Genomic DNA, 24335 nt, shown 5'->3' with positions numbered 1-24335 from the left:
TGGCCCGGGGTCGGGCCGACGACCAGGGAGAGCGGCGACGGGCCGGGAAAGGTTCGCGCCCGTTACTTGATCGTTATCCGGGCGCGTGGTCGGGTCAGTTCTCGGGCGCACCGGGCGACGCCGGCGCCGTGGCGTGGATGTGCTTCCATCACCGGATGGAGATCACCCTCGCCGGTCTGATGGTGGCCGTCGTCGCACTGCTGGCCGCCCAGTTGCCGGCCAGGACCGAGCAGGCGCGGACCGCGTACCGGCTGGCCGAGATCGAGCGCCGGCTCCGGCTGGTGATGGACCACCTGGGCGTGGTGGACCCCTCGCCCGTGCCGCCGGAGGTGCAGCAGCACCTGGCCCGGGGCGACAGGATCAAGGCGATCGCCGCGTACCGGGAGGCGACCGGCGCGGACCTGCTCTCGGCGAAGCAGGCGGTGGAGGCGTACGAGGGCCGGCGGTGACGGCGCGTGCCAGCGGGCGGGTGGCGCCGGGCGGGCGTCGGATGACGACGCCGTGCCGGGGCGCGACGGTCAGCGGGGGCGGTCGCGGTCCTTGGAGGGCTGCACGCGCTTCGGCTCGCCGGGCATCTTCGGGTGGTCCGGCGGGTAGGGCATGTCGCCCTGGCCGGCGGCGTCGTCCCGGTCGGCCCACTCCAGCAGCGGGGTGATGTCCCACCCCGTGTCGTCGATGCCGGCGTGCGGATCGCCGCGCTCGGCCAGCCGGGCCGGGACGGTACGCAGGTCGAAGTCGTCCGGGTCGACGTCGGGCAGCTCGTCCCAGGTGACGGGGGTGGACACGGTGGCCCGGGCGTTGGCCCGCAGCGAGTACGCGCAGGCGATCGTGCGGTCGCGGGCCATCTGGTTGTAGTCGACGAAGACGCGCTCGCCCCGCTGCTCCTTCCACCAGGCGGTGGTCACCAGCTCCGGCCGGCGCCGCTCCAGCTCGCGGGCCAGCGCGATGGTGGCCCGCCGCACCTCGGTGAACGTCCAGCGCGGCGCGATGCGCAGGTAGACGTGCACGCCCCGGCCGCCGGAGGTCTTCGGCCAGCCGGTGACGCCCAGCTCGTCGAGCAGCCCCCGCAGCTCGCCGGCGGCGGTCGCCGCGGCGGCGAAGTCCGTGCCGGGCTGCGGGTCGAGGTCGATGCGCAGCTCGTCGGGGCGGTCGACGTCGGCGGCGCGCACCGGCCACGGGTGGAACACGATGGTGCCCATCTGGGCGGCCCACGCCACGTGGGCCAGGTCGGCCGGGCAGAGCTCGGCGGCGCTGCGGCCGCTCGGGAAGCTGATGGTCGCCGTCCGCACCCACGGCGGCACGCCCCGTGCGGGCACCCGCTTCTGGAAGAACGCCTCCCCCTCGACGCCCTCGGGGAAGCGCTGCAACGTGGTGGGTCGGTCGCGCAGCGCGCGCATGATGCCGTCGCCCACCGCCAGGTAGTAGTGGAAGACGTCGCCCTTGGTGAAGCCGCGCTGCGGGAAGATCACCCGGTCGGGGCTGGTCAGCCGGACGTCGCGCCCGGCCACCTCGATCTGCTCGGCTGCGGCCTTCGTGCCACCCATTGCGCGACCATATGCCACACCCCCGACGTCCGACGTACCGTTGGCGGGTGAGTCTTGACGAGAGTGAACTGCCCCGTACCGAGGAAGAGTGGCGGGTCCGGCTCAGCCCGGAGGAGTTCCGGGTGCTGCGGGAGGCCGGCACCGAGCGCCCGTGGACGGGCGAGTACGTCGACACGAAGACGCCGGGCACCTACCACTGCCGGGCGTGCGGCGCGCAGCTCTACCCCAGCGACACGAAGTTCGACTCGCACTGCGGGTGGCCCAGCTTCGACGACGCCATCCCGGGCGCGGTCAAGGAGATCGAGGACCGCAGCCTGGGGATGAGCCGCACCGAGATCCGCTGCGCCCGCTGCGACAGCCATCTCGGGCACGTGTTCCGGGGCGAGGGCTTCACCCCGAAGGACACCCGGCACTGCGTCAACTCCGTCTCCATCCGCCTGGAGCCGCGCGCCGACGCCTGAGGGCGTACGCCCCGGGTGACCCCGGCGGGCGGCCGGGCCGCCGCCCGCCGGGGTCACGGCCGGGCCGGCGTCAGCCCGGCCATCAGCGAGACCTCGGCCGTACGCGAGCGTTCGACGCGCCCGGCGAGGTCGCGTACGCGCGGATCGGCGCCGACCGTCTGCTGCGCCCGGGCCAGGTCGGCGGCCGCCTGCTGGTGCGGGGCGAGCAGGTCGAGCAGGACGCGGTCGACCTCCCCGTCCGGGGCGGCCCGCAGGCGTGCCATGTCCTCGGCCGCGATCCCGTGCCCGTCGTGGTCGTGCCGACGGGCGGCCTCGGCGGCCTCCGGCCCGGCGTCGCGCAGCCAGCCGCGCATCGTGGCGAGTTCGTCGGTCTCGGTGACCTCGATGGCGGCGACGAGGGTGCGCAGCTTCCGGTCGGTGATCCGGTCGCGGCTGATCCGCACCATCTCCAGCGTCTGCTCGGTGTGCGCCGCCAGCGTGGCGAGGAAGACCACGTCGAGGCCGTTCATCCCGGTCCCGGTGCCCGCCGCGGGACCCGTCGGCGCGGGGGCGGGCGGCGCCGGGGCGCAGGCGGGGACCAGCAGCAGGGCGGCGAGCAGGACGACCGTGCGCAGCCGTCGCATGGCGTACTCCGATCCACAGAGGGGTGACGGGTGCGGCGGGCGCCGGCAGGCGGGCCGCACCCGTGCGGTCAGACCTGGGTCCAGAGCGCCGGCACGTACGGCGGTTCCCAGCCGGGGATCGCGGTGTGCGCCTGCCGGCAGCGGTACGTCAGCCCGCCGTAGGTGACCTGGTCACCAACCTGGTAGGCCCGGCCCGCCGTCCAACTGCCGCCCGGGGCGGGAGGGGTGGTCGGGGCGGCGGTGGGGGTCGGGGTGGGCGACGGGGCCGGCGGCGTCGGGCTCGCGGTGGGCGACGGGTTGCCGCCCCCGCCGACCTGGAGGTCGACGCAGGAGTAGAACGCGTTGGCGGTGTCGGCGATGTTCCACACGGCGAGGACCTTCTGCCGCCCGGAGTAGCCGCCCAGGTCGACGGTGTGCGAGACGCTCGCGCCGGGCTGCTGCCCGCCGCCGCTGAAGACGGCCACCCGGGTGCCGCCGATGAAGTACTCCCAGTTGCTGGTGGCGTGCCGGGCGGTGTTGGTCCAGGTGAAGGTGACGGAGCTGCCGACCGAGGTGGCGGGCCAGCCCCGGCTGTCGTCGTTCAGCACGGCGAACTGGGCGATCCCCGCGTGGCAGCTGCGCAGCCCCTTGGGCCCCTCGACGCTCTGCGGCTCGTACTTGATCTGCCCGCAGTCGGGGACCCGGCCCTGGGCGCAGAGCGCCTGGCGGCTCGGTGGGCCGGAGACGTAGCCGTGGGCCTGGGCGGGCGCCGCGACGGCCAGTGCGGAGACGACGGCGCCCGTCGCCACGAGCGGGATCGTGATTCTTCGGCGCATGGTGGCAGCTCCTTCGGACTTAAGCCTGGTGAGGTGCCCTCCAACATAAATTAAACCTTGTTAACAGTAAAGACTCCTGTCGATAGGAACATCGGACGGAACAGGCACGCAGCGTGACCGGTCAGAGCAGCAGCAGACTGCCCCGCTCGTCCACCCGGTCGGCGGACTCGTCGTCCAGCCACACCCCGCCGGTGGCGAGGTAGCGGAAGCGGTGCTCCCCCGGGCCGAGCCGCACCGTCACGGTGCGGGTGCCGTCGCGGCGCGGGACGAGTTCGTGCCGCCCCGGCTCCCAGCCGTTGAAGGAGCCCACCACGCTGACCGGGCCGGGCGGGGCGTCGCGGGGCAGGCTGAAGGTCACCCGCACCTGGTTGCCGAAGAGCTTGTTCCGCTTGATCATGTCGTGTTCCTCCGGGGTCGTACGCGGTCACCGGGTACAACGCCCGACACGCCGGGGGCGACACGCCGCCGAACCCGGGTGACCTGGACGGTTTCGCCCGTCCGGCGACGCGCGGTGCCGCAGGCTGGGGCAAAGGTGTCCGCGTTTCGGGGGGTTCTGTCGTGGCGACGTGCGAGGTCTGCGGTAACGAGTACTGGATGGCGTTCGAGGTGCGGACCGTCAGCGGCGACGTGCACACCTTCGACTGTTTCGAGTGCGCCGCGCACAAGTTGGCGCCGATCTGCGAGCACTGCCAGGTCAAGATCGTCGGGCACGGGGTGGAGGTGTCCGGCCGGTTCTTCTGCTGCGCGCACTGCGCCCGCGCCGAGGAGGGCACCCAGGGCGCCGAGATCCGCGACGCGGTCGGCGCCCGCCCCGCCTGAGCCCGGGACCGGGTCGGACGACGGCCGGGGCGGCGGGCCCGCGGACGCGGCCTACCATCGCACAGTGCCGCAGACCCCCCTGACGAGGGCCGCCTCGTTCGCCGACCTCGACGCCCGCACCTTCCACGACCTGCTCCGGCTCCGGATCGACGTGTTCGTGGTGGAGCAGGAGTGCCCGTACCCGGAACTCGACGGGCGCGACGTCGAGCCGGAGACCCGGCACCTCTGGCTCGACGACGGCGACGCGCCCCTGGCGTACCTGCGGATCCTCGCCGACCCGGGCGGCGTGGCGCGGATCGGGCGGGTGGTGGTGGCGCCGGAGGCGCGCGGCGGCGGCCACGCGGGCCGGCTGATGGCCGCGGCGCTGGAGCTGGTCGGCGACCGCCCCTGCGTGCTGGAGGCCCAGTCCCACCTGGTCGGCCTCTACGCCCGTCACGGCTTCGCCGTCGCCGGCCCCGAATACGTCGAGGACGGCATCCCGCACACCCCCATGCGACGCGAAGGCATTGACCAGAGCCGATAGATGTGGGAGCCTCCGGGCAGAGCCGTCGCGGAAGCCACGCAGCGCGCACGGGAGGGGCAACTCCCGCGCCGTCCGGGCGTCGTTCGTCCGACCTCTCCCCCCGGGGGCTCCATGTCCACTCAACTTCGATCATCCCGCCTGGCGTGGCCGCTCGCCGTCGCGGCGACCGCCGTGCTGCTGCTGACCACCGCCCTGGCCAACCCCGCGTCGGCGCACGGCTCCGTGGTGGACCCGGCGTCACGCAACTACGGCTGCTGGCAGCGCTGGGGCAGCGACTTCCAGAATCCCCGGATGGCCACCGAGGACCCGATGTGCTGGCAGGCCTGGCAGGCCAACCCGAACGCCATGTGGAACTGGAACGGCCTGTTCCGCGAGGGCGTCGCCGGCAACCACCAGGCCGCCATCCCCGACGGGCAGCTCTGCTCCGGCGGCCGCACCGAGGGCGGTCGCTACAACGCCCTCGACACGGTCGGCGCCTGGAAGACCGCCCCGGTCTCCAGCAACTTCCGGGTCCGCCTGTACGACCAGGCCAGTCACGGCGCCGACTACATCCGGGTGTACGTGACGAAGCAGGGCTTCGACGCGCTCACCGAGCCGCTGGGCTGGGACGACCTGGAACTGGTCGGCCAGATCGGCAACACCCCGGCGTCGGGGTGGAAGCCGGAGCCCACCGGCGTGTCCATCGAGATCCCGGCGAACGCGCCGGGGCGGACGGGGCGGCACGTCGTCTACACCATCTGGCAGGCCAGCCACCTGGACCAGTCGTACTACCTGTGCAGCGACGTCGACTTCTCCGGCGGGCCGACCACCCCGCCACCGACGACGCCGCCGCCGACCACTCCCCCGCCCACGACCCCGCCGCCCACCACGCCGCCACCGACGACCCCGCCGCCGGCCGGGGCCTGCACGGCCACCTACCGGGTCGTCGGGCAGTGGGGCGGAGGCTTCCAGGGTGAGGTGACGGTGACCGCCGGCGGCGGCGCCGTCAAGGGCTGGTCCGTGACCTGGACCTACGCCGACGGCCAGCAGGTCACGTCGGCGTGGAACGCGACCGTGACCACCAGCGGCACGCGGGTCGTCGCCCGCAACGCGGCCCACAACGGGTCGCTGGCCCCCGGGGCGAGCACCACCTTCGGGTTCCTCGGCTCGTGGTCCGGCACCAACGGCAGCCCGACGCCCACCTGCACGACCGTCGTCTGATCCGCACCGGGACCCCGGCCGGGGCCGCGTCCCACTCCCTCCGGGACGCGACCCCGGCCGGCCCGCGCGTCAGACCAGGCAGTTGACGATGTCGGCGACCGAGCGACGGCGGCCGGTGTAGAACGGGATCTCCTCCCGGACGTGCCGGCGGGCGCCGGAGCCCCGCAGGTCGCGCATCAGGTCGACGATGCGGTGCAGCTCGTCGGCCTCGAACGCCAGCATCCACTCGTAGTCGCCGAGCGCGAACGAGGCGACCGTGTTGGCCCGCACGTCCGGGTAGCCGCGGGCCATCTTGCCGTGCTCGGCGAGCAGCTCGCGTCGCTCGGCGTCCGGCAGCAGGTACCACTCGTAGGAGCGGACGAACGGGTAGACGCAGACGTAGGAGCGCGCCTCCTCGCCGGCCAGGAACGCCGGGATGTGGCTCTTGTTGAACTCCGCCGGCCGGTGCAGGGCCATCTGCGACCAGACCGGCGTGAGCGCCCGGCCCAGCGTGGTGCGACGGAACCGCAGGTACGCGTCCTGGAGGTCGTCGCTGGAGGCGGAGTGCCACCAGATCATCAGGTCGGCGTCGGCGCGCAGCCCCGAGACGTCGTACGTGCCGCGGACCACCACGTCCTTGCCGGCCAGCTCCGCGAAGAGGGCCTCGACCTCGCCGGTGACGTTCTCACGCAGCGACGGCAGCGGGCTGCTGGCCCGGTACACCGACCACATCGTGTAGCGGATGCTGTCGTTGAGTTCCCGCAGCCGGGCCGCGTTGGTCTGCTCGGTCATGTCCCCGATCCTCCCAGTGCTGTGATGATCTCCTCGGCCGCCGTCTCGCCGGAGCGGACGCAGACCGGGATGCCGACCCCGTCGTACCCGGCACCGGCCAGGACCAGCGTCGGGTGGCCCGCCCGCAGCGCCGCCCGCGCGACGGCCACCCGGTCGCCGTGGCCGGGGGTGTACTGCGGCAGCGACCCGCCCCAGCGCTGCACGTGACCGGCGACCGGTGCGGGCAGCGGCACACCGAGCACCGCCGACAGCTCCCGGTGCACGGTGGCGGCCAGGTCCTCGTCGGTGCGCTGCACCTGCCGTTCCTCGCCGTAGCGGCCCACCGAGGCGCGGACCAGCGCCAGCCCGTCGGTGCGGCGCAGGTGGCCCCACTTGGTGGTGAAGAAGGTCGACGCCTTGATCAGCAGGCCCTCGGTGCTCGGCACCAGGAAGCCGGACAGCTCCGGCAGTTCCGGCTCGGGCAGCGCCAGGGTGACCAGCGCGACGCTGGCGTAGTCCAGCCCGCCGACGCCCTCGGCCACCCGCGGCGCCCAGCCGGCGAGCAGCCGGGCCGCCGGGCGGGCCGGCACGGCCAGCACCACGGCGTCGACGTCGACCAGCTCCGCGTCCCGGGTGGAGCCGACGGTCAACCGCCACCCGGGGCCGGCCGGCGTCAGCTCGCGGACCGCCGCGCCCCGCCGGACCGTCGCCCCGCTGGCCGCCGCCGCGGCCTCGACCAGGGTGCTGAGCCCGCCGGCCAGGGTGCCGAAGACCGGCGCCCCGGGCGCGCGGGGGGCCGCCGCCTGCGCGGCGCGCACCGCGCCGACCAGGGTGTGTTCCACCCGGGCGGCCCGGGCCAGCGCCGGCATGGTGGTCACCAGGGACAGGTCGTCGGCCCGGCCGGCGTAGACGCCGCCGAGCATCGGGTCGACCAGCCGGTCGACCACCTCGTCGCCGAACCGGGCGCGCACCAGCGCGCCGACGGAGACGTCGTCGTCCGCGCCGAGCAGCGGTCGGCCGGCGTCGGGGTCGGCGTCCGCCGCCGGCCGCGCGACCGTGGTCACCCGCTCCAGGTCCCCGGGTACGCCCACCAGCGTGCCGCCCGGGATCGGGCGCAACCCCCCGTCGACGACGAGCGCGGCCTGCCCGACGGTGGGGTGCACGATCCGCTCGCCGAGGCCGAGCCGGCGGACCAGGGCCACGGCGGCGGACTCGCCCCCGGCCGGGTCGCGCATCAGGAACGACTCGGCGCCGAACTCCACCGGTGAGCCGGCCAGCTCGCCGGTGCGCAGCTTGCCGCCGAGCCGGCCGGACTGCTCGTACACCGTGATCTCGGTGCCGGCGGGAGCGCGGTCGCGCAACCGGACCGCGGCGGCCAGCCCCGCGATCCCGCCGCCGACCACCGCCACCCGCCACGGCGCCCGCATGCCGCTCAGCCCCGGTCGCCCGACTGGGCGGACAGCTCGTGCACCAGGGCGACCACCCGGGTCAGCACGTCGGGGTCGGTCTCCGGCAGCACCCCGTGCCCCAGGTTGAACACGTGCCCGGGGGCGGCCCGGCCCTGCTCCAGGATCCGCCGGACCTCGGCCTCGACGACCGGCCACGGCGCGAACAGCACGCACGGGTCGAGGTTGCCCTGCACCGCCCGGTCCGGCCCGATCCGCCGGGTCGCCGCGTCCAGCGGCGTACGCCAGTCGACGCCCACCACGTCGGCGCCGGCCTCGCCCATCGCGGCGAGCAGCTCGCCGGTGCCCACCCCGAAGTGGATCCGGGGCACGCCCGCGTCGGCCAGCCCGGCCAGCACGCCCGCCGAGTGCGGCAGCACGAAGCGGCGGTAGTCGGCCTCCGACAGCGCGCCGGCCCACGAGTCGAACAGCTGCACGGCGGAGACCCCGGCGGCCACCTGGACCCGCAGGAACGCCAGCGTCACCTCGGCCAGCCGGCCGCAGAGCGCGTGCCACAGCTCCGGCTGGCCGTACATGAGGGCCTTGGTCTTCGCGTGGGTCCGCGACGGCCCGCCCTCGACCAGGTAGCTGGCCAGGGTGAACGGCGCGCCGGCGAAGCCGATCAGCGGGGTGTCGCCCAGCTCGGCGACGAGCAGCCGCACCGCCTCGTCCACGTAGGAGACGTCGTCGCGGGTGATCGGTCGGATCCGTTCCACGTCGGTCAGGGTGCGTACGGGCTCGGCGACCACCGGGCCGGTGCCGGGCACGATGTCGAGGTCCACCCCGGCGGCGGCGACCGGCACCACGATGTCGCTGAACAGGATCGCGGCGTCCACCCCGTGCCGGCGTACCGGCTGGAGGGTGATCTCGGTGACCAGGTCGGGGCGGCGGCAGGACTCCAGCATCCCCACGTTGGCCCTGATCGCGCGGTACTCCGGTAGCGACCGGCCGGCCTGGCGCATGAACCAGACGGGGGTGTGCGGGCCGGGCTGGCGACGACAGGCCCGGACGAAGGGCGAGTCGGCCGGACCGCCGGGACGGGGGTCTTCGTCTCGGGCGTCGGCGCCCGTCGTCGTGGTGCTCATCGCGGCCATCGTGCCACGCGGGACGCGGAAGGCAGCCGGCACCGCCGCCTTTTGTGACCCGGTCGGCCCGGCGGGGCGCGGGTGCCGAGGGACCCCTGTCCCAGGCGGTAGGGGTCACGGCGTGGGCGGCCTCGGCGCGCCTCTCGGGCGGGCGGGCGGCTTGCGGCATAGGCTGCCGGCATGGCCCCCCCGATCGCGCTCCCGGAGACCTTCGCCCGCGCGGTCACCGGGCTGCGGTCCGCGGCGCCCCGGTCGGAGATCGTGCTGGAGGAGGTCGGCGCCCCCCAGCGGCTCGCGCCGTACGCCTTCGCGCTCTCCGCCACCGTCGGACGCGACGGCGACGAGGTGGCCTCCGGGCGGCTGATCCTGCTGCACGATCCGGCCGGCCACGAGGCGTGGCAGGGCACCCTGCGGCTGGTCACCTACGTGACGGCGGAGCTGGAGGTCGACCTGGCCGCCGATCCGCTGCTGCCGGGGGTGGGCTGGACGTGGCTGACCGACGCCCTGGAGGCGCAGGACGCGCGGCACCGGGCGATCGGCGGCACCATCACGCAGACCCTGTCGACCCGGTTCGGTGACCTGGCCGGCCCGCCGGCGGCCGGCGACATCGAGATCCGCGCCTCCTGGACGCCGGTCGACGACGACCTCGGCCCGCACCTGCTGGCGTGGTGCGCGCTGCTGGCCTCCACCGCCGGGCTTCCCCCGCCCGGGGTGACCGCGCTGCCGGAGCGTCGCCCCGCCGGCGCGGCCTGACCCCGGTTCGGGTCACCTCACAGATACTTCTCGGCCTCGTTGCAGACCTTGTCCATGCCCTGGATGGCCTTGTCGTAGGCCGACTTGTTGCCGTTCGCCGCCGCGGCGAGCGCGGTGGTGAGCTTGTCGAGGCAGCTCGCGATGACCTTCTTCTGCCGGGCCTGCTCGTCCCGGTCGTTGCGGGTGCCCGTGAGGTCCTGCTCGGTGTCGCCGAGCTTGTCCCGGACCGCCTGGAGATCGGTCTTGAGCTTCTCGATCTCCTTGCCGTTCGCCGCGATGGTGCCGTCGCGCTGGCTGACCTCGCTGGCCATCTTCTTCTCGGTCCGGTCCAGCTCGTTCGTGGTCGACACGAACAGGCCGGTCATCACCCCGCCCAGGACGAAGAGCAGCCCGGCCACGACCGCCAGGATCAGCACCTTGTGGCTCTTGCCGGGGCCACTCGGCGCGGGGGCGCCGAAGGGCGGGGCGGAGCCGGGCGGCGTGGACATCGGCTGCCCGAAGGCCGGACCGGAGGCCGGGGGGACCGACATCGGCTGCCCGAAGGCCGGCCCGCCGGAGGCCTGCCCGGCATGCGGCGACGCGCTGCCGGGGCCGTAGCCGGGCGACGCCGGCGGCGCGGACTGCGGGTAACCGGAGGGTCCGGCCGGCGGCGCGGACTGCGGGTAGCCGGCGGACGGGGCCGGCGGCGCGGACTGCGGGTAACCGGCGGACGGGGCCGGGTTGTACTGCTGCGGGGTCGCGGCGTACTGCTGGCCGGCGTCCGGCTGTTCGGGCGAGTACTGGCGCGGGCTGCCGTAGGTGGTGCCGTGCGGGGCGCCGCCCGACGGCGGCTGACCGGGCGCGGCCGGCGGGTACGGCGGGTAGCCCTCCGGCCCGGTCGGTGGCTGGGACATTCGTTCTTCCTCCACGTGTGCTGGTCCGGGCGGCGTGCTCCGCCGGGCCGAGGGGGTGGGTTGGGCGCTGACGGGGTCAGCAGATCTTGAAGCCGTCGCAGGCCACCTTGATGGGTACGGCGAGGCCGATCCCCTCGGCGTCACGGGCCTTGGCCGTGGCGATGCCGACGACCTGCTTGCTGCCGTTGATGACCGGACCGCCGGAGTTGCCGGGATTGATCGGGGCGTCGAACTGGATGACCGGGCCCTCGCCGCCGCCGGCCTGACGGAAGGCGCTCACGACGCCGGTGGTGACGCTGTCCTCCAGGCCGAGCGGCGCGCCGACGACCACGATCTGCTGCCCGGACTTCACGGCGGCGGGCGCGGCGACCAGGCCGGTGAACTTGCCGTTGGTGCGCAGGTGGGCCACGTCGTTCGCCTCGTCGACCCGGACGATGGTCGCCGGGAAGCGCTGGTCGGTGCGCTCCAGGAAGACCTCGCGCTCGCCGGTCTGCCAGAGCGCGTCCACCACGTGGTAGTTGGTGAACAGGTTGGTGCCCCCGCCCGCGGCCGGCTTGCCGATCGCGAACGCGGTGCCGGTGGAGTTGCCGGCCCGGACCCGGAACACGCTGGGCAGCACGGCGCTGGCGACGGCCTCCGGGTTGAACGCGGCGCCGGCCTGCTTCTCCAGTGCCCCCGCCCGGGACTCCAGGCCGTCGAGCCGGGTGCTGTCGGCCGCCTGCCCCGCCGCCACCTTGCTGTCGGTGTCGCCCAGCCGGTTCGAGAGGCGGTTGATCTGGTACGCCTGCACGCCCGTCACCACGGCGAGCAGGCCGGCGAGCACGAGCGCGGCGAAGGTGAGCCCGCGCCCCCTCGTCGCCGGGACGGGGTAGGGCTGGCCCGGCCCGGGACCCTGGGGGTGGCCCGGGGCGGCGACGCCCGACGGCACCGGCCCGGACGCGGGGGGCCAGGCGGGCCCCGGCGGGTTCCCGGGCGGCGACGACGGGCCCGGGGTCGTGGACGGCGCGCCGCCCTGCCGCCAGCCACCGGCGGCGGGCGTGGCGGCCGGGGCGGGCGCGTTGGCCGGGGCCGCGCCCCACTGGCCCGGCTGGGCCGGCGGCGACCAGGCGGGCGAGGGCTGCCCGGGAGCGCCCGGCGGCAGGTACGCGGGGGCGGCCGGCTCGATCCGGGGCGGCAGGGGCCCGGGACGAGCCGTCCCCCGCGGGAACCCGCTGTCGCCCGGTCCCGCCGGGCCCGTGTCCGCCGACCCGTAGCCAGCAGTCATTCGCCTTGCCCTCCCCGTAGACGCCCCGCTCCGTTCCGGGACCTGATGATGCCCTACCCGCGCAACGGCTCGATGGACCGTACCTGCGCCAACGGTCTTTGTCTTCCCCTATGTCCGGCTCCTGCGGGTACGCGTGGCGGTCGTCCCGTCGACACACACCGGACCGGCTTCACCCACCGCGTCGCGTCGCGCACTAGGGTTGTCAGGTGACCGACGAACCACCCCTGCGCCGTCGGCCCGCCGAAAGCCGTACGGGAAACGATGCGCCCCACCCGCCGTCGGCCCGACCGGAGCCGGAGGCCGCGGGGACCGAACCGACCGCCGACGGGCCCGTGCCGCTGACCGCTCCGCGCGAGGGCACACCCCAGCCGGCCGCCACGCCCGACGAGCTTGCCGAGGTCGTGGCCCGCTTCGCGGCGGGCAGCGGCCCTGTCGCCCTGGACGCCGAACGCGCCTCGGGCTACCGCTACAGCCAGCGTGCCTACCTGGTGCAGCTGCGTCGGGCCGGTTCCGGCACGGCGCTGATCGACCCGTTGCCGCTGCCCGACCTGAGCACCCTCGACACGGTGATCGGCGAGGCCGAGTGGGTGCTCCACGCGGCCAGCCAGGACCTGGCCTGCCTGGCCGAGCTGGGGCTGCGCCCGCGCCGGCTGTTCGACACCGAACTGGCCGCCCGGCTGGCCGGATTCGAGCGGGTCGGCCTGGCCGCGCTGACCGAGCAGCTACTCGGGTTCAGCCTGGAGAAGCACCACTCGGCAGCCGACTGGTCGAGCCGCCCGCTGCCGGAGTCCTGGCTGACCTACGCGGCGCTCGACGTGGAGATGCTGGTCGACCTGCGCGACGCGCTCGACGAGGAGCTGACCCGGCAGGGCAAGTCCGCGTGGGCGGCGGAGGAGTTCGCCGCGCTGGTGCGCACCGGGGCCCGCCCGCCACGGGCACGCGCCGAGCCGTGGCGTCGCACGTCCGGCATCCACCGGGTGCGTGGGGCACGGGCGCAGGCCCGCGTCCGTTCCCTCTGGTACGCGCGGGACCAGATCGCCGCCCGGCGCGACGCCGCTCCCGGGCGGGTGCTGCCGGACTCGGCCATCGTCGCGGCGGCGGAGCTGGATCCGAAGGACGAGAAGACCCTGCTCACCCTGCCCGGCTTCGGCGGTCGCTCGGTGCGTCGGCTGGCCCGCACCTGGCTGGCCGCGCTGGACGACGCGCGGCAGTTGCCCGACGACGCGCTGCCGGTCGCCCCGACGGTCGAGGGTCCCCCGCCGCCGCACCGCTGGGCCGAACGGGACCCGGTGGCGGCGGCCCGGCTGGCCCGCTGCCGGGAGGTGGTGGTCCGCGTCGCCGGCGCGCACCAGCTGCCGCCCGAGAACCTGATCGCCCCCGACTCGATCCGCCGGCTGGCCTGGGTGCCCCCGGAGGAGGTCACGGAGGCGACGGTCGCGGAGACCCTCCGGGGCCTCAACGCCCGCGAATGGCAGATCGCCCTCCTCCTCCCCGCTCTCGCCGAGGCCCTCACGGATCCACCCCCCGCCCCCTGACCCTCCCTCCCCCGGCCTTCCCGTTTTCATGCAGTTGTTGTCGCCCAACCCGGTGGGTCGGCACGACAACTTCATGATCAACGAGCCGGCCGATGGCAGGGTGGTGTGGGGTGGGCCACACGGGGGCGGGTGCCGGCGATGGTTACTGGCGAGTAGCATCCGGGGGAACACGCCCGTGCCGGCGACCTTCGTTCCGTCCGTGGTGCCGCCCGTCGGCGCGGCGGCCGAATCGTGGTCGAAGAGGAGGCTCAAGTGCCCCGTGAAGTTCGGGATGTCGTCTTCGTCGACGGCGTCCGTACCCCGTTCGGCAAGGCGGGTGGCATGTACGCCAACACCCGCGCCGACGACCTGGTGATCCGCTGCATCCGCGAGCTGCTGCGCCGTAACCCGCAGCTGCCGCCGGAGCGGGTCGAGGAGGTCGCGATCGCCGCCACCACCCAGATCGGCGACCAGGGCCTGACCATCGGCCGGACCGCCGCCCTGCTGGCGGGCCTGCCCAAGACCGTCCCCGGCTTCGCCATCGACCGCATGTGCGCCGGCGCCATGACCGCGGTGACCACCGTCGCCAGCGGCATCGCCATGGGCGCCTACGACGTCGCCATCGCCGGCGGCGTCGAGCACATGGGCCGCCACCCGATGGGCGAGGGCGTCGACCCCAACCCGCGGATCGTCGCCGAGAAGCTGGTCGACCCGTCCGCGCTGGTCATGGGCGCGACCGCGGAGAACCTGCACGACCGGGTCCCGCACATCACCAAGGAGCGCACCGACGCGTTCGCGCTCGCCTCGCAGCAGAAGACCGCCAAGGCGTACGCCAACGGCAAGCTCCAGGACGACCTGGTGTCGGTGGCGGTCCGCGACGAGGAGAACGCCTGGGGCATGGCCACGGTCGACGAGGCGCCCCGGGACACCTCGCTGGAGAAGCTCGCCACCCTGAAGACCCCGTTCCGCCCGCACGGCAAGGTCACCGCCGGCAACGCGGCCGGCCTGAACGACGGCGCCACCGCCAGCCTGCTCGCCTCCGAGGACGTCGCCCGCGAGCTGGGCCTGCCGGTCGCCATGCGGCTGGTGTCGTTCGGCTTCGTCGGCGTCGAGCCCGAGGTGATGGGCGTCGGCCCGATCCCGTCGACCGAGAAGGCGCTGCGCCTCGCCGGCCTGACCATCGACGACATCGGCCTGTTCGAGCTGAACGAGGCGTTCGCCGTGCAGGTGCTCGCCTTCCTCGACCACTTCGGCATCGCCGACGACGACCCGCGGGTCAACCCGTGGGGCGGCGCGATCGCCATCGGGCACCCGCTCGCGTCCTCGGGCGTGCGGCTGATGACCCAGCTCGCCCGGCAGTTCGCCGAGCACCCCGAGGTCCGCTACGGCGTCACCGCCATGTGCATCGGCATCGGCATGGGCGGCACCGTGATCTGGGAGAACCCCCACTGGGAGGGTGGAGACAAGTGAGCGCGCTCGCCGCTACGAACGAGGTCGTCACCAGGGCGCTCCTGCGCCAGGTGAACGTACCGGGGCTGGACCGGCCGGCCGCCCTCATCACCCTCGACAACGGCTTCGACCACACCAAGCCGAACAGCTTCGGCCCGGGCGGCCTGACCAGCCTGGACGAGGCGATCACCGCCGCCCTGGCCGCGAACCCGGCGTTCGTCGCGGTCACCGGCAAGCCGTACGTCTTCTGCGTGGGCGCGGACATCACCAGCCTCCCGCAGCTCGCCGACCGCGAGCAGGCGCTGGAGATCGGCCGGCTCGGCCACCGGGTCTTCGCCCGGCTCAAGGACAGCGAGATCCCGACCTTCGCCTTCGTCAACGGCGCGGCGATGGGCGGCGGCCTTGAGCTGGCCCTGCACTGCCACTACCGGACGCTCTCCGGCGGCGCGGCGGCGCTGGCGCTGCCCGAGGTCTTCCTCGGCCTGGTCCCCGGCTGGGGCGGCACGCAGCTGCTGCCGAACCTGATCGGCATCCCGGCCGCGACCCAGGTGATCATCCAGAACCCGCTGATGCAGAACAAGATGCTCAAGCCGAAGCAGGCCGCCGAGATGGGCATCGCGGACGTCCTGCTGGAGCCGGCGGACTTCCTGGAGCGATCCCTGGAGTGGGCCGCCGGCGTGGTCCGGGGCGAGGTCACCGTGACCCGGCCCGAGGTCGACAAGGACATGTGGGCGGGCGTGCTCTACTTCGCCCGGCAGACCCTCGACGCGCGGCTGCACGGCGCGGTCCCGGCCGCCTACAAGGCGCTGGACCTGCTGGAGACGGCGAAGGACGCCGACTTCGCCACCGGCACCGCCGCCGAGGACGAGGCCCTCGCGGACCTGGTCTTCTCCGAGGAGCTGCGCAGCGGCCTGTACGCGTTCGACCTGGCGCAGCGGCGGGCCAAGCGGCCGGCCGGCGCGCCGGACAAGGGCCTGGCCCGCCCGGTCACCAAGGTGGGCATCGTCGGTGCCGGCCTGATGGCCAGCCAGCTCGCGCTGCTCTTCGCCCGCCGCCTCCAGGTGCCGGTCGTCATGACCGACCTGGACCAGGCCCGCGTCGACAAGGGCGTCGGCTACGTGCACACCCAGATCGAGAAGGCCGTCAGCAAGGGCCGGATGGACAAGGGCACGGCCGCCAAGCTGTACGGCCTGGTCAGCGGCTCGGTCGACAAGGGCGTCTTCGCGGACGCCGACTTCGTCATCGAGGCCGTCTTCGAGGACCTGGGCGTCAAGAAGCAGGTCTGGGCGGAGCTGGAGAAGATCGTCAAGCCGGAGGCGGTGCTCGCCACCAACACCTCCAGCCTGTCGATCACCGCGATGGCCGAGGAGCTGGAGCACCCCGAGCGGGTGGTCGGCTTCCACTTCTTCAACCCGGTCGCGGTGCTGCCGCTGCTGGAGATCGTCCGGGGCGAGCGCACCGACGACGCCACGCTCGCCACCGCGTTCGCGGTCGGCAAGCAGCTGAAGAAGTCGAGCGTGCTGGTGAAGGACGCCCCGGCGTTCGTGGTCAACCGGCTGCTCACCCGGTTCCTGGGCGCCGTGTTCGCGGCCGTCGACGCCGGCACCCCGCTGGAGGTGGCGAACAGGGCGCTGGACCCGCTGGGCCTGCCGATGCGACCGCTGGCCCTGCTCCAGCTCGTCGGGCCGGCCGTCGCGTACCACGTGGGCGGCACCCTGCACGCCGCGTTCCCGGACCGCTTCGGCGTCAGCGAGAACCTCAAGCGGATCGCCGACTCGGGCCAGCCGATCGTCGTCGACGACCAGATCAACGACGAGGTCGCCAAGCTGCTCGTGGTCGGCGACCAGCCGCTCACCGAGGAGCAGGTACGCCAGAACGCGCTCGACGCGCTGGCGCAGGAGATCCGGCTGATGCTCGACGAGGGCGTCGTCGCCGAGGCGCAGGACATCGACCTGTGCATGATCCTCGGCGCGGGTTGGCCGTTCCACCTGGGTGGCGTCACGCCGTACCTGGACCGGACCGGCACCTCCGAGCGGGTCACCGGCCGCCGGTTCCTGCCGCACGGGGTGGCCAGCCTGCCCGCCTGATCCGCACCACCCCCGCGTTCGCGGTGGTTGCCCCGTCCAGCTTGGATGGTGGTGGCCACCGCGATCGTCGTTGCGGCCGATACGGTCGGGATCGGGACAGCGGTACCGTGCCGTGGCTGGCTACGATCACCCGTTCGCAGACTCGCCTGGAGCTGATCATGTCCCAACCGCCGGTCGATCCCTGGTCCGGGCAGCCGGAGCACGACACGCACTACGACTTCCACCCGCCGCGGCCCGACGGCTACCCGGCGCCGCCCGCCGACGGCTGGACTCCCCCGCCCGGCGGCCAGCACCCGTCCGGCGGGGGGTGGCCCGCCACGCCGCACCCCGGTCCCGCGCCGACCCAGCCGTACTCGGGCCCACCGGCCCAGCCGCACTCGGGCCCACCGGCCCAGCCGTACTCCGGCCCACCGGCCCAGCCGTACTCCGGCCCACCGGCCCAGCCGCACCCCACCCAGCCCTACGGCGGCTACCCCGTCACGCCCCAGGCCGGCGTCCCCACCAGCCCGTACGCGGGCTACGCGCCGCCGGCGCAGGGCGCGGGCCAGCCGGCGAGGCCCCACCAGCTGATGCTGACCCTGGGCCTGGTCGGGCTCCTGGTGCTCTGCCTCGGCGGCGGCGGCATCGCCTACCTCGCCTACGACGGCGATCAGGGCGCCGACCCCCGGCCCACGCCGAGCGCGTCCCCGAGCGCCGCGGCGTCGAGCGCCACCCCGAGCGCCGCCACGTCGTCCGAGGCCGCCCCGTCACCGGAGTCGTCCAGCGACGCCCCGCAGATCCGGGTCGTCACGCCGGAGACGCTCGCGGGCCGCCCGAAGAGCACCGAGCCGACCCTGCGCAAGGCCGCCGACGACATGGTCCGCGAGCTGCGGGCCTCGGTGAACGGCGAGACCGGCGTGGCCGGCGCCTTCTACGGCAGCGCCGACGAGCGGAACATGGTCATGGTGATCGCCGCCGCGTCCTTCGTGCTCAACCCCGAGCGGGAGCTCGACGACGCGATCAAGGGCATCTCCAAGGACCTCGCCGTCACGAAGATGACCACCATCGCCCCGGGACCGCAGGGCGGCCTGGCCAAGTGCGGCGACGGCGAGTCCGCCGGCGTCCCCCTGGGCGTCTGTGCGTGGGCCGACCACGGCAGCGTCGGCATGATCGTGATGTTCTTCTCCTCCGCGGCCGCCTCGGCGGCGGAGTTCGTCGCCATCCGGGGCCAGATCGAGCAGAAGTACTGAGCCGTACGGCAGCGCGGAGGGGCCCGCCCACGACGTGGACGGGCCCCTCGCGTCAGGCCGCCGTGGCGGCCCGCTCGGCGGCGCTGCGCAGCACGCAGAACTCGTTGCCCTCCGGGTCGGCGAGCACCACCCAGCCCGAGCCGTCGGCACGGCGCTGGTCGGCGACCTGGGTCGCACCGATGGCCAGCAGGCGCGCCACCTCCTCGTCCCGGGTCCGGTCGACCGGCTCCAGGTCGAGGTGGAGGCGGTTCTTCACCTGCCTGCCCTCGGGCACCGCCACGAAGAGCACCTCCGGGCCACCCGGGGGCAGCAGCATGGCCTCCGGGTCGCCGGGGAAGTCGTCCGGCTGGCGGGGGCAGTCGAAGACCTGCGCCCAGAAGCCGGCCAGCGCGTACGTGTCACGGCAGTCGATGCTGACGTTGTGGATCCGTGCGCTCACGGGTGTTCCTCCTCGGTGGTCGTACCCGCCCGCTCCGCCGCGCCGCGCAGGACGCAGAACTCGTTGCCCTCCGGGTCGGCGAGCACCACCCAGCCCGTACCGTCGGCGCGCCGGCGGTCGCTCACCGGGACCGCGCCGAGGCCGATCACCCGCTCGACCTCCTGCTCCCGGGTCCGGCCGGTCGGTCGCAGGCAGACGTGCACCCGGTTCTTGACCGTCCTGGCCTCGGAACCCCGCTGGAAGAAGACGTGCGGGGTGGTGTCGTCCGGGGGCAGCAGCACCGCCTCCGGATCGCCCGGGGCGTCGTCGGCGTGCCGGGCGTACCCGAGCACCGCCGACCAGAAGCCGGCGAGGGCGTAGGTGTCGTGGCAGTCGAAACTGATGTTCTGGATCCGTGGATGCACGGGTTCCTCCGCTAGGGATGGAGGCGCCCCGCGTGCGTGAGAGTCAGCCGGCGGGACGGGGCGCGGAAGTCATGACGGTGGACATCGACGCACCCCCCTCCGGTCCTCGTGCTGACGCCATGATCCTTCCACCGGGCCGGCTCCCGCCGCAACCCCCGCAGCGCGAGCCGCACCCCCACGGCGCGAGCCCTAACCCCCCGCGGCGTGAGCCGCACCCCCGCCGGCCCCGTCAGCGACGGGCCGCCGGCTCCTCGGCGGTGATCGCCGGTGCGGCCTCCGCCGCCGGCAGGGTCACCGTGACCTCCAACCCCCCGCCGGCCTGAGCGATCACCTTCACGGTGCCGCCGTGCGCGTCGCAGACCGCCCGGACGATGGAGAGCCCGAGCCCGGAGCCGCGTGCGCCGGTACGCTCCCGGCCGCCGCGCCGGAACGGCTCGAACAGGCCGGGCACGTCGGCCTGGTCCACCTCGAAGCCGGTGTTGCCCACCACCAGCCACGACCGGCACCCGTCCGACCCCGTACGCACCCAGAGCCGGCCGTGCAGATGGTTGTAGCGGATCGCGTTCTCGATCAGGTTGCCCGCCAGCCGGTCGAGCAGCCCGGGATCGCCGACGACGGGCGCGGACTCCAGCGAGGTCTGCACCCGCAGCTTGATCCGCTCCACCTCCCGGCGTACCGCCGACAGGGCGTTGGCGGTGCCCGCGGCGAGGTCGCACTCGGTGCGCCGGCCCAGCCGGCGGCCCGCCTGGGCCTCGCTGCGGGCGAGCACCAGCAGGGCGTCGACGAGCCCGTTGGCCCGCTCGGAGGCGTCCCGGACCACCATGGCCATCCGGCGGTACTCGGCCGCGTCCGCCTCGTCGTCGCTGAGCGTCACGTCGATCTCGGTGCGCATCACCGCGAGCGGGGTCCGCAGCTCGTGCGAGGCGTTCGCCACGAACCGCTTCTGCGCCTCGAACGCGGCGGCTATGCGGTCCAGCATCTCGTCGAAGGTCGCCGCCAGCTCCGCGACCTCGTCGTCGGCGCCCGAGTAGCCGATGCGCTGGTCCAGCGTCGTCTCGCCGAGCCGGCGGGCGGTGGCGGTGACCTGGTGCAGCGGGCGCAGCGCCCGCCCGGCGACCGCGTACGCGCCGGCCACCCCGACGACGCTGATCGCCAGCAGCGCCACCAGCCCCTTGACCAGCAGCTCCCCGCTGGCGGCGTCGACCAGCTGACGCTGCCACTGTGCGGCGTCCAGCGACCGGCCGTCGGCCAGCACCACCGTGGTGCCGGGCAGCAGCTCGTCGGTCGGTCGCAGCGCGTCGCGGACCAGCAGCCAGGCCAGCAGCACCAGGATCGCGCCCGCGCCGACCAGCAGCACCCCGTTGAGCAGGGTCAACCGCAGCCGTAGCGTGGGCCGCAGCCGGGTCCGCCGACTCGCGGCGTCGGCCCTCGTCCGCGACCGCCCGGCCTTCAGCACCGGCTCACTCCTCGCGCTCACTTTGCCACCTTCGTTCGCGACTGCGGGGCTCGCAAGACCGGCTCACTCCTCGCGCTCACAAGCCCACCTTCGTTCGCGACTGCGGGGCTCGCAGGACCGGCTCACTCCTCGCGCTCATGCCGACGGCTCCGCCGTGCGGTAGCCCGCGCCGACCACCGTCTCGATCAGCGGCGGGTCGCCGAGCTTCTTGCGCAGCGTCATCACGGTGACCCGGACGATCGTCGTGAACGGGTCCGTGTTGGCGTCCCAGACCCGTTCCAGCAGCTCCTCGCTGGAGACCACCGCGCCGCGCGCCTTGAGCAGCTCGCAGAGCACGCCGAACTCCTTGTTGGTCAGGTCGACCGGCTGCCCGCCCCGGGTGGCCACCCGGCGGGCCGGGTCGAGGACCAGGTCGGCGAGTTCGAGCACCGGCGGCGCGGCCGGGGTGGCCCGGCGGCCGAGGGCCTGCACCCGGGCCACCAGCTCGTCGAAGGCGAACGGCTTCGGCAGGTAGTCGTCGGCCCCGAGCTGCAACCCCTCCACCCGGTCGGCGACGGTGCCGCTGGCCGTCAGCATCAGCACCCGGGTCAGGGTGCCGGAGGCGGCCAGCTCCGCGCAGATCTGGTCGCCGTGCACGCCGGGCAGGTCCCGGTCCAGCACCACCACGTCGTACCGGGTGACGAACGCCATCTCGTGGCCGCTGTCGCCGTCGTAGGCGACGTCCACCGCCATGCCCCGCTTACGCAGCCCCCGCGCGATCGCGTCGGCGAGGTTGCGCTCGTCCTCGACCACCAGTACCCGCATCCCGGCCTCCTCGCGCCCCTGACCACTGACAACCTAGTGGCGGTAGCCAAACCCGGCCGCACCCGCCGTCCCCGGCCGACCCCGTTGCAGAAAACCTTCGTCGTACGCGATGCTCTCGGCACCAAGCTTCGTGCGACGGACGGGGAGACGCATGACCGACGCGGCGCCGACGATCCGGCGGGACGTCACCTACCGGGGCTTCCGCCTCCCCGACGACGCCGGGCTGGGCGACCTGTCCGGGCTGCGCGCGGGCGGGCGCGGCCTCGAACTGGCCGACCCGGCCGACCGGCTCGAGCACACCGACGCCGACGGCCGCACCCGCCGGTACGCGGCCGGCAGCTGGACGTCCCCGCCGGTGCCGGTCGGCTTCGCCGTACGCGACGTGGTGCCCTCGTGGACCGGCGAGACCCCCGGCGACTGCTGGCTGCGCGTGGAGCTGCGCGGCTGGCACGACGACGCCCCGGCCACCGGGTGGTACGTCCTCGCCGACTGGGCGGCCGACGACCACGCGATCCGCCGGACGACCGTGCCGGGGCAGCGCGACGCCGACGCCCGGGTGGACACCGACACCCTGCTGGTGACGGACGCGACGGTCACCGGCTGGCAGGTGCGGGTGACCCTGCTCCGACCGGAGGACGCCGACGCGACCCCGGTGCTGCGCGCGGTCGGGGCGGTCGCCGCCGGCCCCCGCCCGGCGGCGACGACCGGACCGTCCCGCCTGGCCGGGGAGGACGCCCCACCCACGGGCTGGGGCACCGTGCTGGACGTGCCGCGCTACTCGCAGCGGCTGCACGCCGGCAGCCACCCGCAGTGGGGCGGCGGCGGAGACTCCTGGTGCAGCCCCACCTGCACCTCGATGGTGCTGGCCTTCTGGGGTGCCGCCCCGGCCCCGACCCGGTACGCGTGGGTGGCCCCGGCCGGCCCCCGCCCGGTGGTGGTGCACGCCGCGCGGCACTGCTACGACCACGCCTACGCCGGGGCCGGCAACTGGGCGTTCAACACCGCGTACGCGGGCCTGCACGGCGTGGACGCCTTCGTCACCCGGCTGCGCTCGCTGACCGAGGCGGAGGCGTTCGTGGCCGCCGGCATCCCGCTGATCGTCTCCGCCGCGTTCACCGCCGGCCAGGTGCCCGGGCTGGACTACGACACCGCCGGGCACCTGATGGTGCTGGTGGGCTTCACCGACACGGGTGCTCCGGTGCTCAACGACCCGTACGCGCCGGACGACGACGCGGTGCGCCGGATCGTCGACCGGGACCGCTTCGAGGCCGCCTGGCAGGGCGGCAGCGGCGGGGTGGCGTACGTGCTCCGGCCGCCCGGCGTGCCGCTGCCCCCGGCACCGGAGCAGCCCAACTGGTGACCACGCCGGTGCTCGCCGCGCGGCGGGCTCAGCCGGGATAGCGCCAGACGCCCAGCTCGCCGGTGCGCAGCCGGCACACCACCGTGTCGGCCCGGCTGCGGCAGTTGCCGGAGGCCTCCCGGAGCACGTCCAGCACCCCGGCCCGACCGGCAACGACGTCCAGCTCGGCCACCACCAGCCCGCCGCCGGCGACGGCCGGCCGCACGGTCAGGAGCCGCTCGTCGGGATACCAGGGCAGCAGCTGCCAGCTGCCCAGGTCGGCCACCTGCCGGCCGGTCGCCGCGTCGAGCACGCCCAACCGGTCGCCGAGGGGCCCGGGCGCGACCGCCAGGAGCCGGTCGCCCCGGGTCGCCAGCACCCCGAACCACCGCTCGCCGGTCCACCGCTGCGCGCCGGTCGCCGGGTCGAGCGCGACGAACCTGTTCCCGCCGGGCGCGCACAGCAGCTCGCCGCACTCGTTGACGTGCTCCACCATGGGCACGCGCGCCTCCCAGCGCCGCCGCAGCCCGTCCAGCCCGTAGGCGGTCACCACGCCCTGCGGCGGCCGGACGACCAGCAGCAGGTCGTGCGCCACCACCACGTGCCCGGACGCCTCGCCGAGGCCCAGGTCCGCCGCGTGCACCAGCGCGCCGGAGCGGGGGTCGCGCACCTCGACACGGCCCGTGGCGGGGGCCAGCACGATCCGCTCGACGCGCCCGTCGCGCAGGGCGTACGTCGCGGCCTCGGGCGGCGTCGGCACCGACCACAGCGCCCGGCCGGAGGCCGGATCCACCGACCGTACGGTGCCGCCGTGCGGCCCGCCGGTCTGCATCAGCAGGATCCCGGTCGGGTCGGACCAGGGATGGCCGGGCTGCCGCCAGCGTTCGCGGCCGGTCCCGTCGTCGAGGGCCACCGTCTGCCCGTCGTCCTGGTCCCCGGTGATGGAGAACAGCACCGTCCCCGGCCCCGTCTGGACGTGCCAGAACCGGCCGGCCGCCACGAGCCGGGTACGCCAGAGCGGATCGGGCGGGCCGGCGTCCGCCGGCGCCCGTGCGGGCAGGGCGTACGCGCGCACCTCGACGGTCCCCTCGGGCTCCCCCTCGGCCGGTTCGACGACGTAGAGCCGGTCGCCGTGCGGGAACGCCTCCGCCCCGAGGCGGGCCGGAACGACGAGTGCGACCCGTGCCGACACCGGCGCGGCCGCCGCCACGGTGGCCAGGAGGAACGCGAGCGCCAGCGCGATCCGCAGCGGCCTGCCGACGGCGCGGGGCGGGCGGGGCGCCGGCGCCTCCCGCTCCGGCTCGTCGCGCACCTCGCCGAGGTCGATGAGCGTCACGTGCCGTCCTCCCCGTCACACCCGGCCTCCGGCGGGCCGGCAAATCGGCCGTGGGGGCACCGGCTGAGGCAAAAGCGACGCCGGCGCGCCTGTACGATGGCGC

25 protein-coding genes are annotated in these 24335 nt (G+C 74.8%); 11 read left to right on the top strand and 14 right to left on the bottom strand.

The genetic code is table 11. The annotated features are described in order from the left end of the window. Positions 1-155: 155 nt before the first annotated feature. On the top strand, positions 156-449 hold the full coding sequence (locus CLT72_RS30915; RefSeq protein ID WP_101414754.1) for a hypothetical protein: 294 nt from the start codon (positions 156-158) through the stop codon (positions 447-449). Between the two features lie 69 nt (positions 450-518). Here the strand turns inward: CLT72_RS30915 and ligD are convergent, their stop codons facing one another. Further along, on the bottom strand, positions 519-1544 hold the full coding sequence (ligD, locus tag CLT72_RS30910) for a non-homologous end-joining DNA ligase (protein ID WP_101414753.1): 1026 nt from the start codon (positions 1542-1544) through the stop codon (positions 519-521). A gap of 47 nt (positions 1545-1591) precedes the next feature. Here ligD and msrB point away from each other — a divergent pair, with 47 nt between their 5' ends. After that, on the top strand, positions 1592-2005 hold the full coding sequence (msrB, locus tag CLT72_RS30905; protein WP_101414752.1) for a peptide-methionine (R)-S-oxide reductase MsrB: 414 nt from the start codon (positions 1592-1594) through the stop codon (positions 2003-2005). A 53-nt stretch (positions 2006-2058) separates the two neighbouring features. Here the strand turns inward: msrB and CLT72_RS30900 are convergent, their stop codons facing one another. From CLT72_RS30900 to CLT72_RS30890, 3 genes are all read right to left on the bottom strand, one after another. Beyond that, positions 2059-2628: a DUF305 domain-containing protein gene (locus tag CLT72_RS30900; RefSeq protein WP_101414751.1), complete on the bottom strand. Its 570-nt coding sequence runs from the start codon at positions 2626-2628 to the stop codon at positions 2059-2061. 68 nt (positions 2629-2696) lie between these two features. Further along, positions 2697-3443, bottom strand: a complete 747-nt coding sequence (locus CLT72_RS30895) for a lytic polysaccharide monooxygenase (protein WP_101414750.1) — start codon at positions 3441-3443, stop codon at positions 2697-2699. 121 nt (positions 3444-3564) lie between these two features. After that, positions 3565-3840, bottom strand: a complete 276-nt coding sequence (locus CLT72_RS30890; protein WP_089001358.1) for an isoamylase early set domain-containing protein — start codon at positions 3838-3840, stop codon at positions 3565-3567. Positions 3841-4001: 161 nt separating this feature from the next. On the opposite strand from CLT72_RS30890, the gene CLT72_RS30885 reads away from it, so the two are divergent. From CLT72_RS30885 to CLT72_RS30875, 3 genes are all read left to right on the top strand, one after another. Beyond that, the gene (locus tag CLT72_RS30885) at positions 4002-4262 is read left to right on the top strand and encodes a Prokaryotic metallothionein (RefSeq protein WP_089001359.1); all 261 of its coding nucleotides are present in this window, start codon (positions 4002-4004) and stop codon (positions 4260-4262) included. 64 nt (positions 4263-4326) lie between these two features. Then, the gene (locus tag CLT72_RS30880) at positions 4327-4785 is read left to right on the top strand and encodes a GNAT family N-acetyltransferase (RefSeq protein WP_101414749.1); all 459 of its coding nucleotides are present in this window, start codon (positions 4327-4329) and stop codon (positions 4783-4785) included. 111 nt (positions 4786-4896) lie between these two features. Beyond that, a complete protein-coding gene (locus CLT72_RS30875) occupies positions 4897-5985 on the top strand; it encodes a lytic polysaccharide monooxygenase auxiliary activity family 9 protein (RefSeq protein WP_101414748.1) in 1089 nt (362 codons plus the stop codon). Positions 5986-6054: 69 nt separating this feature from the next. Here CLT72_RS30875 and hemQ read toward each other — a convergent pair whose 3' ends face one another. From hemQ to hemE, 3 genes are read right to left on the bottom strand one after another with little or no spacing between them, the layout of a single operon-like run. Then, on the bottom strand, positions 6055-6756 hold the full coding sequence (gene hemQ / locus CLT72_RS30870; RefSeq protein WP_101414747.1) for a hydrogen peroxide-dependent heme synthase: 702 nt from the start codon (positions 6754-6756) through the stop codon (positions 6055-6057). Continuing rightward, positions 6753-8162, bottom strand: coding sequence for a protoporphyrinogen oxidase (gene hemG / locus CLT72_RS30865; RefSeq protein ID WP_101414746.1), 1410 nt, complete (start codon positions 8160-8162; stop codon positions 6753-6755). The genes hemQ and hemG overlap by 4 nt, the downstream gene beginning before the upstream one ends. Positions 8163-8167: 5 nt before the next feature. Continuing rightward, positions 8168-9265 (bottom strand): uroporphyrinogen decarboxylase, encoded by a 1098-nt coding sequence (gene hemE / locus CLT72_RS30860; protein WP_199184681.1) that lies wholly within the window; start codon positions 9263-9265, stop codon positions 8168-8170. 180 nt (positions 9266-9445) lie between these two features. Here hemE and CLT72_RS30855 point away from each other — a divergent pair, with 180 nt between their 5' ends. Beyond that, complete coding sequence (locus CLT72_RS30855) at positions 9446-10018, top strand: DUF3000 domain-containing protein (RefSeq protein WP_089001365.1); 573 nt, start codon at positions 9446-9448, stop codon at positions 10016-10018. Between the two features lie 17 nt (positions 10019-10035). Here CLT72_RS30855 and CLT72_RS30850 read toward each other — a convergent pair whose 3' ends face one another. Continuing rightward, entirely contained in the window at positions 10036-10911 is an 876-nt protein-coding gene (locus CLT72_RS30850) for a hypothetical protein (RefSeq protein WP_101414744.1), read from the bottom strand. A gap of 76 nt (positions 10912-10987) precedes the next feature. Continuing rightward, on the bottom strand, positions 10988-12175 hold the full coding sequence (locus CLT72_RS30845; protein ID WP_101414743.1) for a S1C family serine protease: 1188 nt from the start codon (positions 12173-12175) through the stop codon (positions 10988-10990). 206 nt (positions 12176-12381) lie between these two features. Between CLT72_RS30845 and CLT72_RS30840 the strand changes: the two genes are divergently transcribed. From CLT72_RS30840 to CLT72_RS30825, 4 genes are all read left to right on the top strand, one after another. Further along, entirely contained in the window at positions 12382-13710 is a 1329-nt protein-coding gene (locus tag CLT72_RS30840) for a ribonuclease D (RefSeq protein ID WP_101414742.1), read from the top strand. A 252-nt stretch (positions 13711-13962) separates the two neighbouring features. Continuing rightward, a complete protein-coding gene (locus CLT72_RS30835) occupies positions 13963-15159 on the top strand; it encodes a thiolase family protein (RefSeq protein WP_089001369.1) in 1197 nt (398 codons plus the stop codon). Continuing rightward, entirely contained in the window at positions 15156-17225 is a 2070-nt protein-coding gene (locus CLT72_RS30830; protein WP_101414741.1) for a 3-hydroxyacyl-CoA dehydrogenase NAD-binding domain-containing protein, read from the top strand. The genes CLT72_RS30835 and CLT72_RS30830 overlap by 4 nt, the downstream gene beginning before the upstream one ends. Positions 17226-17383: 158 nt before the next feature. Continuing rightward, the gene (locus CLT72_RS30825) at positions 17384-18454 is read left to right on the top strand and encodes a hypothetical protein (RefSeq protein WP_144082357.1); all 1071 of its coding nucleotides are present in this window, start codon (positions 17384-17386) and stop codon (positions 18452-18454) included. Between the two features lie 52 nt (positions 18455-18506). Here CLT72_RS30825 and CLT72_RS30820 read toward each other — a convergent pair whose 3' ends face one another. The 4 genes from CLT72_RS30820 to CLT72_RS30805 all read right to left on the bottom strand — a co-directional run bounded on the left by CLT72_RS30820 (position 18507) and on the right by CLT72_RS30805 (position 21557). After that, complete coding sequence (locus CLT72_RS30820) at positions 18507-18893, bottom strand: VOC family protein (RefSeq protein ID WP_101414739.1); 387 nt, start codon at positions 18891-18893, stop codon at positions 18507-18509. Next, positions 18890-19297 (bottom strand): VOC family protein, encoded by a 408-nt coding sequence (locus tag CLT72_RS30815; protein WP_101414738.1) that lies wholly within the window; start codon positions 19295-19297, stop codon positions 18890-18892. The genes CLT72_RS30820 and CLT72_RS30815 overlap by 4 nt, the downstream gene beginning before the upstream one ends. A 229-nt stretch (positions 19298-19526) precedes the next feature. Continuing rightward, positions 19527-20696, bottom strand: a complete 1170-nt coding sequence (locus tag CLT72_RS30810) for a sensor histidine kinase (RefSeq protein WP_101415475.1) — start codon at positions 20694-20696, stop codon at positions 19527-19529. A 192-nt stretch (positions 20697-20888) separates the two neighbouring features. After that, the gene (locus CLT72_RS30805; protein WP_101414737.1) at positions 20889-21557 is read right to left on the bottom strand and encodes a response regulator transcription factor; all 669 of its coding nucleotides are present in this window, start codon (positions 21555-21557) and stop codon (positions 20889-20891) included. 151 nt (positions 21558-21708) lie between these two features. On the opposite strand from CLT72_RS30805, the gene CLT72_RS30800 reads away from it, so the two are divergent. Next, entirely contained in the window at positions 21709-22917 is a 1209-nt protein-coding gene (locus tag CLT72_RS30800) for a C39 family peptidase (protein WP_486484356.1), read from the top strand. A gap of 28 nt (positions 22918-22945) precedes the next feature. Here the strand turns inward: CLT72_RS30800 and CLT72_RS30795 are convergent, their stop codons facing one another. After that, positions 22946-24232: an outer membrane protein assembly factor BamB family protein gene (locus CLT72_RS30795; protein WP_101414735.1), complete on the bottom strand. Its 1287-nt coding sequence runs from the start codon at positions 24230-24232 to the stop codon at positions 22946-22948. Between the last annotated feature and the right edge of the window lie 103 nt (positions 24233-24335).

It is taken from the genome of Micromonospora sp. CNZ309 (genome assembly GCF_002846525.1).
The sequence above is the reverse complement of the archived record's forward strand: the minus strand, read 5'-3'. Positions and strand labels throughout refer to the sequence as shown.

Excerpts from the sequence above, each read along its gene's own strand:
- CLT72_RS30845 (WP_101414743.1), bottom strand. The coding sequence starts at position 12,175 with ATGACTGCTGGCTACGGGTCGGCGGACACGGGCCCGGCGGGACCGGGC.
- CLT72_RS30855 (WP_089001365.1), top strand. The coding sequence starts at position 9,446 with ATGGCCCCCCCGATCGCGCTCCCGGAGACCTTCGCCCGCGCGGTCACC.
- CLT72_RS30805 (WP_101414737.1), bottom strand. The coding sequence starts at position 21,557 with ATGCGGGTACTGGTGGTCGAGGACGAGCGCAACCTCGCCGACGCGATC.
- hemG (WP_101414746.1), bottom strand. The coding sequence starts at position 8,162 with ATGCGGGCGCCGTGGCGGGTGGCGGTGGTCGGCGGCGGGATCGCGGGG.
- CLT72_RS30825 (WP_144082357.1), top strand. The coding sequence starts at position 17,384 with ATGTCCCAACCGCCGGTCGATCCCTGGTCCGGGCAGCCGGAGCACGAC.
- hemE (WP_199184681.1), bottom strand. The coding sequence starts at position 9,265 with ATGAGCACCACGACGACGGGCGCCGACGCCCGAGACGAAGACCCCCGT.
- CLT72_RS30800 (WP_486484356.1), top strand. The coding sequence starts at position 21,709 with ATGACCGACGCGGCGCCGACGATCCGGCGGGACGTCACCTACCGGGGC.
- ligD (WP_101414753.1), bottom strand. The coding sequence starts at position 1,544 with ATGGGTGGCACGAAGGCCGCAGCCGAGCAGATCGAGGTGGCCGGGCGC.
- CLT72_RS30900 (WP_101414751.1), bottom strand. The coding sequence starts at position 2,628 with ATGCGACGGCTGCGCACGGTCGTCCTGCTCGCCGCCCTGCTGCTGGTC.
- CLT72_RS30875 (WP_101414748.1), top strand. The coding sequence starts at position 4,897 with ATGTCCACTCAACTTCGATCATCCCGCCTGGCGTGGCCGCTCGCCGTC.
- CLT72_RS30890 (WP_089001358.1), bottom strand. The coding sequence starts at position 3,840 with ATGATCAAGCGGAACAAGCTCTTCGGCAACCAGGTGCGGGTGACCTTC.
- CLT72_RS30915 (WP_101414754.1), top strand. The coding sequence starts at position 156 with ATGGAGATCACCCTCGCCGGTCTGATGGTGGCCGTCGTCGCACTGCTG.
- CLT72_RS30895 (WP_101414750.1), bottom strand. The coding sequence starts at position 3,443 with ATGCGCCGAAGAATCACGATCCCGCTCGTGGCGACGGGCGCCGTCGTC.
- hemQ (WP_101414747.1), bottom strand. The coding sequence starts at position 6,756 with ATGACCGAGCAGACCAACGCGGCCCGGCTGCGGGAACTCAACGACAGC.
- CLT72_RS30850 (WP_101414744.1), bottom strand. The coding sequence starts at position 10,911 with ATGTCCCAGCCACCGACCGGGCCGGAGGGCTACCCGCCGTACCCGCCG.